Below are 7,138 nucleotides of genomic sequence, written 5' to 3'. Positions count from 1 at the left end.
CATCCATTGCGCCGGCTTGCCACCGCCCCATCTTCATGGAATCCGACAAACGATTGCCACGAGGATACAGGCGCCATGATCGAGAAGACCGTCAAGATTCCGGGGCCCGACCATCCCATCACCGTCACCCCCACCCCGGCGCGTGTCGTCGTGACGGTGGCGGGCCAGGTCATCGCCGACACCACCCGGGCCCTGACCCTGCGGGAAGCGTCATACCCGCCGGTGCAGTACATCCCGCGCCGGGATGTGGACATGGCCGCGCTCACCCGGTCCGACACGCGGAGCCACTGCCCCTACAAGGGCGACGCCTCCTACTTCAGCGTCCCCGCCGGCGGCGCGCGGTCGGTGGACGCGGTCTGGTCCTATGAGCAGCCCCACGACGCCGTCGCGGCCATCAGGGACCACCTCGCCTTCTACCCCAACCGCGTCGACGCCATCGAAATCCGGGACTGAAAGCCTGACCTTATCGCGGGATCGCCTTGCCCTGCCGCCGCAGGAAGACGATCTGCGCGGTCACGCCGATGATGAGGGCGAACAGCAGGCTGGCCTGGGCGCCCAGCAGCAGCGGCGACTTCAGGTCGGTAACCAGGGGATGGCCGTCCGGCACCCGGCGCAGGGTCTCGCTGACGGTCGGAACCATCAGCAGGAAGGCCGTCAGGCTGAGGAAAATGGTTTCCAGGTAGGTGCGCGCGCGGCCCAACGCCGACACCCGCCCGACACCATATCCCGCCAGCAGCAGCGCCAAGGTCAGCACGCCGATGACGTAGCTGACCGGCTGATGGGCGACCAGAAACACGGTGGCGGCGCCGATCAGCATAGAGACGAAGTAAACGGCACCCGGTCCTGACCGGGGCACGATGCGTCCATGGCGGGCGAACATGTAAACGGCCAGTGGTATGGCCGGCAGGCTACCCAAGGTATGCACCCAGCCAAGCGGCGAAATTCCGAACATGTCGATCTCCTCAAGATTCAGGGATGAAGCGGTCCCCGTCCCAGCCTGTTATGGCGACAAGGGACGAAATAGCCTTCCAACTAGTAGGCAGGCACTAAAGGCAAGCGGATGTCATCGGCGGCGCCTTGGCAGGCGTCACGGGCGGGAAGCGAGACGATCCAGCAGGGGGGTGGCGATGACCGCGAACATCTTGGGATCACCATAGGCCCGGGCGGAGAGCATCGCCCCATGGACGGTGGCCATGAACGCCTCCGCCTCCGCCCGGGGCGTGCCGGTGAGGCGCAGGCGGCCCTGCCGCGCCCCCCGCTCCATCACTGATGTCAGCCAGGCCGACAAGGCGCGGAAATGCGCCCGCACCTCCTGCGCCACCTCCTCCGGCAAAACAGGCAGTTCATTGGCCAGTAAGGCGCAGATGCAGAAAGGCGCGCTGGCGGTGGTGATGCATGTCTCCCAATAACCCACGTAGGCGCGCAGTTGCTCGAACGCGTCGGTCACGTGGCGTTCAAGCTCGGCGATCCCGGTCACCGCCTCCTCGCGGTAGCGGGCAAGCAGTGTGCGGACCAGATCCACCTTGTTGGGGAAGTGGTGGTGGATGCTGGCCTTGCGGATGCCGACGACTGCGGCGATGTCGGCATAGCTGAAACCATTGTAGCCGCCCGCCATGACCAGGGTCCGCGCACAGGCCAGGATTTCGTCAGCGGTGGAGGAGAGGTTACTCATAGGCGCAACCTACCTTCTAGTAGGTTAATAGTCAAGCCCTGCTCTCACCTGAGCCCCATCGCAGCCTGGGACGTCGCCAGCGCGCGCTTATAAGCGTCGCGTCCGTTGGCGCGCGCCAGGTAGGCCCGCTCCACCTCCCCCAGGACGACGCCGCCGAAGCGTTGCGCCAAGTCCAGGGCATAAGCCACCGAGATGTCGGCCGCCGTGAACTTTTCGCCGGCCACGTAAGGCGTGCGCGCCAATTGCCGCGTCACCAGCCCCAGCCGGCTGTTGAACACCCCCAGGGCCTGGCCAGCAGTCCAGTTCCCCCGCTGGGATTCCGGCGCGAAATGGCGGCTGCCCCCGACGAAGTAGATGGAGGCCGCCAGCCCGGCCTCGCCCAGGTGCAGGAACTGCTGGTACAGGGGGAAAGCGGGATCCCGCGGGTCCGGCGCCAGCGGCGTCGGCCCGTAGCGGGCGATCAGGTACTCCATGATCGCGATGGACTCCGCCATCGTGACATCGCCGTCCTGGATCACGGGGATGAAGCCGGCAGGATTGACGGCCAGGAACTCCGCATCCCCGCCGCCCGCCAGCAGGTCCACCGGCCTCAGGCGGTAGGGCAGCCCCATCTCCTCCATCAGCCAAGTGACACGCAGCGACCGTGAGGTTCCACCACCGAATACCCTGATCATCCCCTTCCCTCCCTTGGTCCTTAGGACTCACCCGCCAACGCGGCGTTGAAGACCGCCAACTGGTCGGCGAAGGCGCGCCGGTAGGCGGGCCGGGCCTCCCCCCGTGCGACGTAGGCGGCCAGGTTGGGGTATTCGTCCAACAGGCCCGACGTCTTGACCCGGAGCAACACCGACACCATCAGCAAGTCGCCGGCGCTGAACGCCCCATCCAGCCAGTCGGCATCGCCCAGGCGGTGGGAAAGTTCGCCCAGCCGCTTACGAATGGCATCCTTCACCATCGCCAGCCGCTGCTCATACCAGCTCTTGTCCCGTTCCAGGAACAGGACGGTCTGAAGGTCGAGGATGGGCGGCTCCACCGTGTTGAGGGCGGCGAACATCCAGCTGATCGCCCGTGCCCGGGCGGCCGCATCGTCCGGCAACAGGCCCGCGTGGCACTCCGCCAGATGCAACACGATCGCCCCTGACTCGAACAGGACGAGGTCGCCCTCCTCATAGGTCGGGATTTGGCCGAAGGGATGCAGCGCCCGGTGGGCTGGTTCCTTCATCGCCGCGAACGACAGAAGCCGGACGTCGTACCGCTGGCCCACTTCCTCCAGCGCCCAGCGCACGCGCATGTCGCGCGCCAGCCCCCGGCCGCGATCGGGCGAGCGTTCAAAGGCGGTGATGATGGGCTTCATGAGTGGCCTCCCCGGCGGATGCTTGCCTCGACAGCGCGTCTGTCGGAACGACGAACGGCGCCACCGGATACCGACACCGTCCCTGCTATTTTTTACAACCCCCGAGGCATTGATCGGCCGCTAAGGGCCGCCCCACGCGAAACCTCAGGATCGGTCGAGTGCCACCAACCCGGCCCCTGGCGAACGGCCGGAAGCGGGGCAGGCTGGGGATGGGGCTTCTACTTGTGAATTTACTTCCAAAATGATGAGAGCGGGGACCGGCTACAGCGCCGCGGCCGACGGGGGTATTCCCATTTCCGACACCGGGCGATCGGGCCCGGACCTGAAATGGAGGGTTGATCATGGCACTCAAGGATCTCTTCAAGAGCCCATTGGGCTTCGGCGCCGCCCCACTGGGCAACATGTTCCGCGCGATCCCCGAGGACGAGGCGCGGGCGACAGTCGAGGCCGCCTGGAACGACGGCATCCGCTACTTCGACAACGCCCCCTTCTACGGCGCGGGGCTGGCCGAAATCCGCATGGGACAGGCGCTCGCCGGCAAACCGCGCGACGAATACCTGATCAGCACCAAGGTCGGCCGCATCGTCCTGGATGAAATCGACGGGACGGCCCGCGACAATGGCGAGAAGGGCGAGGTCTTCAAGCACGGCCGGCCGAACAAGGTGGTCAACGATTATTCGGAAGACGCCACCTACCGCTCGATCGAGGACAGCCTGAAGCGGCTGCGCACCGACCATATCGACATCGCCTTCGTCCACGACGTGGCGCAGGACTTCTACGGCGACGAGTGGCTTGGCAAGTTCGAGGAGGCGCGCAAGGGCGCGTTCCGCGCGCTGGACCGCATGCGGGACGAGGGCGTCATCAAGGCCTGGGGCCTGGGCGTCAACCGTGTCGAGCCGATCGAACTGTTGCTCGACCTCGACACCCCCCGGCCGGACGTCTTCCTGCTGGCGGGGCGCTACACCCTGCTCGACCATGACCGCGCGCTGCAGCGGGTCATGCCCAAGGTCGCCGAGCGTGGCCTGGGGATCGTTGTCGGGGGGCCGTACAGCTCCGGCGCACTGGTCGGCGGGCCCAACTTCGAATATGCGCCAGCCACGCCGGAGATCCTGGGCAAAGTCGCGGCGATCAAGGCGATCGCGGACCGCCACGGCGTCTCGATGAAGGCCGCCGGCCTGCAATTCGCCCTCGCCAATCCCGCGGTGGCCGCTGTCATCCCCGGCGCCAGCCGTCCCGAGCGGATCGCGGAGGACCGCGCGGCGCTGGAACAGGCCGTGCCGGCGAATTTCTGGCGCGACTTGCGCGCCGCCCACCTGGTGAACCCGGCGGCACCGCTTCCCATCGCCGACTGATTTCAAGAGCCCCCTTCCTTCCCGTCCCGGCCGAAGCCCCGCTTCGGCCGAACGGTTCCCCCGCGCCTTCCGTCCGGCGCCCATCCCAGACAACAGGAGAATGACCCATGTCCAAGACAGATGATCACACGATCGATCCCGCGCGCCGTGACATGCTCCGCATGGCCGGCGCCGCCGTCATGGCCGGCACGGCCGTCGTGGCCAGTGGCGGCGCCATCGCCAGCACCACCGGGGGCGGCGGCGCGTCCGTCGCCATGGCCCGCAACACCAGCCCGCTGGGCCTGCGGCTTCAGGGCGTGCAGCATTTCGGGCTGACCGTCCAGAACATGGAGCGCGCCTATGAGTTCTACACGGAGGTTCTGGGCGGGACCGAGGTGTTCCGCCATGGTGATTTCCAAGGCGACACGGTCCACAATACCCTGCTGGCCGACCAGGACATCCTGGCCAACGAGCTGGGCGTGAACCCCCGCACCATCGGTGTCCCCGATCTTCGCGGCGGCGCCCAGCGGCTCGACGTCCGCTTCATCCAGTTCGACAACGTCGTCATCGAGTTGCTGCAATATCGCGACGCCGACCAGCCCATGGGCGGGCCCAAAGCCTTCGCCGAACCGGTCGCGCACATGAGCCCGGCATTCCCCCGCATGATGCACATCTGCTTCCATGTCGCCGACGACGTGGATTTCAACCAATTCATCGCCGATCTGGAGGCGGAGTCCGCGCGGCGGGGCATGACCCAGGTGCGGGCCAACCGCATCATCCGCGTCAACACCGAAGCCGAGCGCCGCGCCGCGCCGCAGAACAGCTACACCAACAAGGTGACGGTGCCGCCCTCCGACGGCTGGGAACTCATCTACTGCAAGGGCCCGGAGGGGGAGCAGCTGGAGTTCGTCAAGGCCCTAGGCCCCGTGAAACAGCGCTTCGCCGCCACGCTGGCCAAGCGCCAGCAGGCCCGCGCCGGCCGATAAACCACGCCACCCGCCCCTATCCAGCAAGGAGGACACTCATGCGTGCCAAATTCATTCCGCTCGCCGTGGCCATCATCACCGCCACAGCCTCGCTCACCTCTGGCGCACCGGCGAATGCGGAGCCGGCGGCGGTCATCCGTTACGACCGGATCCCCCCGGGCGCCTATTCGATCGTCGCCCAGGTCCGCGCCCGGCCGGGCAATGAGGACGCGCTGCGCGCGGCCACTCTGCCCCTCGTGTCCCTGGTCCGGGACGATCCCAAGACCCTGGTGTATTTCCTTCAGGAGGATCGCGCGGCGCCCGGGCATTTCATCTTCTTCGAAGTGTTCGCGAACCAGGCGGATTTCGAGGCGCACAACGCCACGCCCTATGTGAAGGAATGGTTCGCCAAACTGCCAGAGCTGGCCCAGGGTGGCGTTGAGGTGATGCGCATGGAGGTGCTGGGCCCCCGCCCCCAATGACACCAGCGGCATGAGGTTGGACCTCTTGCCGTAAATGCATAAGACCCGTGTCCGCCGGCGTCCCATAGCGGCGCCGGCGTTTTCCTCAGCCCTCGACCAGGAATTGCCGCAAGCGGGGCACCATGAAATCCAGGAATGCCCGGACCCGCGCCGGCAGGAACTGGCCGCCTCGATACAGGGCATTCACCTCGTCCACCTCGCCGATTTCCGCGTCGGCCAGAATCTCGATCAGTTCACCGCGCGCGACGGGACCGCGCAGATGATAGTCGGCGAGCCGGATGATCCCCACGCCCGCGATCGCCATGCGGCGGAGCGTGTCGCCGTTGTTGACCAGCAGCGAACCGGTCAGCATCCGCTCCACGATCCGGCCGCCTTCGCGCATCGGCCACACCGGCATCGCACGCCGGAAATTGAAGCCCAGGCAGTTATGATGGACCAGATCCTCCGGCGTGAGCGGCGTCCCGTGCCGGGCCAGATAGTCCGGCGCGGCGGCGATGCGTCGGCGCGTCTCACCGATCTTGCGCGACATGAGGTTGGAGTCCGCCAGCTTGCCCACCCTGATCGCGACGTCCGTCCTGTCGAGGTAGAGATCGACGACCTCGTCCGATAGCGACAAATCCACGGTGATCCGGGGATACTGGGCCAGGAAGGCCGGCAGGTTCGGTTCAAGCGCGGCCGTGCCGAATGTCACCGATGACGTCACCCGGACCACGCCTTCGGCCTCCGCCCCACCCTGGGCGATCTGCCGCTCGGTCTCATCAAGCTGGGCCAGCAGGCCGCAGCTGCGCTCGTAATAAAACTCGCCTTCGCGGGTAAGCACCAGGCGCCGTGTCGACCGCTCGATCAGCCGGACGCCCAGGCGCGCCTCCAGCCGGGCGATCAGCTTGGACACGGTGGACGGGGTCATCAGCATCAGCCGCGCGGCCTCGGAAAAGCTGCCCGCTTCCACCACCCGCACGAAAACCACCATCTCGCCCGTGCGATTATCCACGCCGCACCTCCCCCATGTTCCGACCTGTCGGGGATAGCAGATGGCACGCGGACCGTCCCCCGACATTTGTGAATTCAGCGAACAGACCGTTGGAACCGCCCCTAGCCTTCGCGCATGGCCGGATCGCCGGAGGTCATTCGGTCAATCCATCCCCCGCCGCGTCTTGAGGTGAATCAACGGCGGCGACTGCCCCACCTGCGATGATGGCCCCCGCTGGAGCGATCACACAGGCGCCAGCGACTGGAGGCAGCATCATGAGCAGCGCCATCCCCTCCCCCACCATCCCGCGTGGGCGCCGCCCTTCAGCGCGCAAGGCCCCCGACCACCACCCCGCGCCAGCGCCGCC

The 7,138-nt window shown here is 66.9% G+C and carries 9 protein-coding genes; 4 read left to right on the top strand and 5 right to left on the bottom strand.

Annotated elements, in window-relative coordinates:
* The first annotated feature begins 75 nt into the window (after positions 1-75).
* On the top strand, positions 76-453 hold the full coding sequence (locus I55_RS07705; RefSeq protein WP_044559936.1) for a DUF427 domain-containing protein: 378 nt from the start codon (positions 76-78) through the stop codon (positions 451-453).
* 10 nt (positions 454-463) lie between these two features.
* Here the strand turns inward: I55_RS07705 and I55_RS07700 are convergent, their stop codons facing one another.
* From I55_RS07700 to I55_RS07685, 4 genes are all read right to left on the bottom strand, one after another.
* Positions 464-952 (bottom strand): hypothetical protein, encoded by a 489-nt coding sequence (locus tag I55_RS07700; RefSeq protein ID WP_044559935.1) that lies wholly within the window; start codon positions 950-952, stop codon positions 464-466.
* Between the two features lie 135 nt (positions 953-1,087).
* On the bottom strand, positions 1,088-1,672 hold the full coding sequence (locus I55_RS07695; RefSeq protein WP_044559934.1) for a TetR/AcrR family transcriptional regulator: 585 nt from the start codon (positions 1,670-1,672) through the stop codon (positions 1,088-1,090).
* 44 nt (positions 1,673-1,716) lie between these two features.
* Positions 1,717-2,346, bottom strand: coding sequence for a glutathione S-transferase family protein (locus tag I55_RS07690; protein ID WP_044559933.1), 630 nt, complete (start codon positions 2,344-2,346; stop codon positions 1,717-1,719).
* 20 nt (positions 2,347-2,366) lie between these two features.
* On the bottom strand, positions 2,367-3,023 hold the full coding sequence (locus I55_RS07685; RefSeq protein ID WP_044559932.1) for a glutathione S-transferase family protein: 657 nt from the start codon (positions 3,021-3,023) through the stop codon (positions 2,367-2,369).
* Between the two features lie 341 nt (positions 3,024-3,364).
* On the opposite strand from I55_RS07685, the gene I55_RS07680 reads away from it, so the two are divergent.
* The 3 genes from I55_RS07680 to I55_RS07670 all read left to right on the top strand — a co-directional run bounded on the left by I55_RS07680 (position 3,365) and on the right by I55_RS07670 (position 5,801).
* The gene (locus I55_RS07680; protein ID WP_044559937.1) at positions 3,365-4,375 is read left to right on the top strand and encodes an aldo/keto reductase; all 1,011 of its coding nucleotides are present in this window, start codon (positions 3,365-3,367) and stop codon (positions 4,373-4,375) included.
* Positions 4,376-4,482: 107 nt separating this feature from the next.
* Positions 4,483-5,340: a VOC family protein gene (locus tag I55_RS07675; protein WP_044559931.1), complete on the top strand. Its 858-nt coding sequence runs from the start codon at positions 4,483-4,485 to the stop codon at positions 5,338-5,340.
* A gap of 38 nt (positions 5,341-5,378) precedes the next feature.
* A complete protein-coding gene (locus I55_RS07670; protein WP_044559930.1) occupies positions 5,379-5,801 on the top strand; it encodes a putative quinol monooxygenase in 423 nt (140 codons plus the stop codon).
* A gap of 85 nt (positions 5,802-5,886) precedes the next feature.
* Here I55_RS07670 and I55_RS07665 read toward each other — a convergent pair whose 3' ends face one another.
* Positions 5,887-6,792 (bottom strand): LysR family transcriptional regulator, encoded by a 906-nt coding sequence (locus I55_RS07665; RefSeq protein ID WP_044559929.1) that lies wholly within the window; start codon positions 6,790-6,792, stop codon positions 5,887-5,889.
* Positions 6,793-7,138: the final 346 nt, after the last annotated feature.

It is taken from the genome of Azospirillum sp. B4, from assembly GCF_000333275.1.
GTDB lineage: Bacteria > Pseudomonadota > Alphaproteobacteria > Azospirillales > Azospirillaceae > Nitrospirillum.
This window is presented reverse-complemented; position numbering and strand designations above follow the sequence as displayed.

Coding starts and splice junctions, on each gene's coding strand:
- I55_RS07670 (WP_044559930.1), top strand. CDS start 5,379: ATGCGTGCCAAATTCATTCCGCTCGCCGTGGCCATCATCACCGCCACA.
- I55_RS07690 (WP_044559933.1), bottom strand. CDS start 2,346: ATGATCAGGGTATTCGGTGGTGGAACCTCACGGTCGCTGCGTGTCACT.
- I55_RS07700 (WP_044559935.1), bottom strand. CDS start 952: ATGTTCGGAATTTCGCCGCTTGGCTGGGTGCATACCTTGGGTAGCCTG.
- I55_RS07705 (WP_044559936.1), top strand. CDS start 76: ATGATCGAGAAGACCGTCAAGATTCCGGGGCCCGACCATCCCATCACC.
- I55_RS07695 (WP_044559934.1), bottom strand. CDS start 1,672: ATGAGTAACCTCTCCTCCACCGCTGACGAAATCCTGGCCTGTGCGCGG.
- I55_RS07675 (WP_044559931.1), top strand. CDS start 4,483: ATGTCCAAGACAGATGATCACACGATCGATCCCGCGCGCCGTGACATG.
- I55_RS07680 (WP_044559937.1), top strand. CDS start 3,365: ATGGCACTCAAGGATCTCTTCAAGAGCCCATTGGGCTTCGGCGCCGCC.
- I55_RS07685 (WP_044559932.1), bottom strand. CDS start 3,023: ATGAAGCCCATCATCACCGCCTTTGAACGCTCGCCCGATCGCGGCCGG.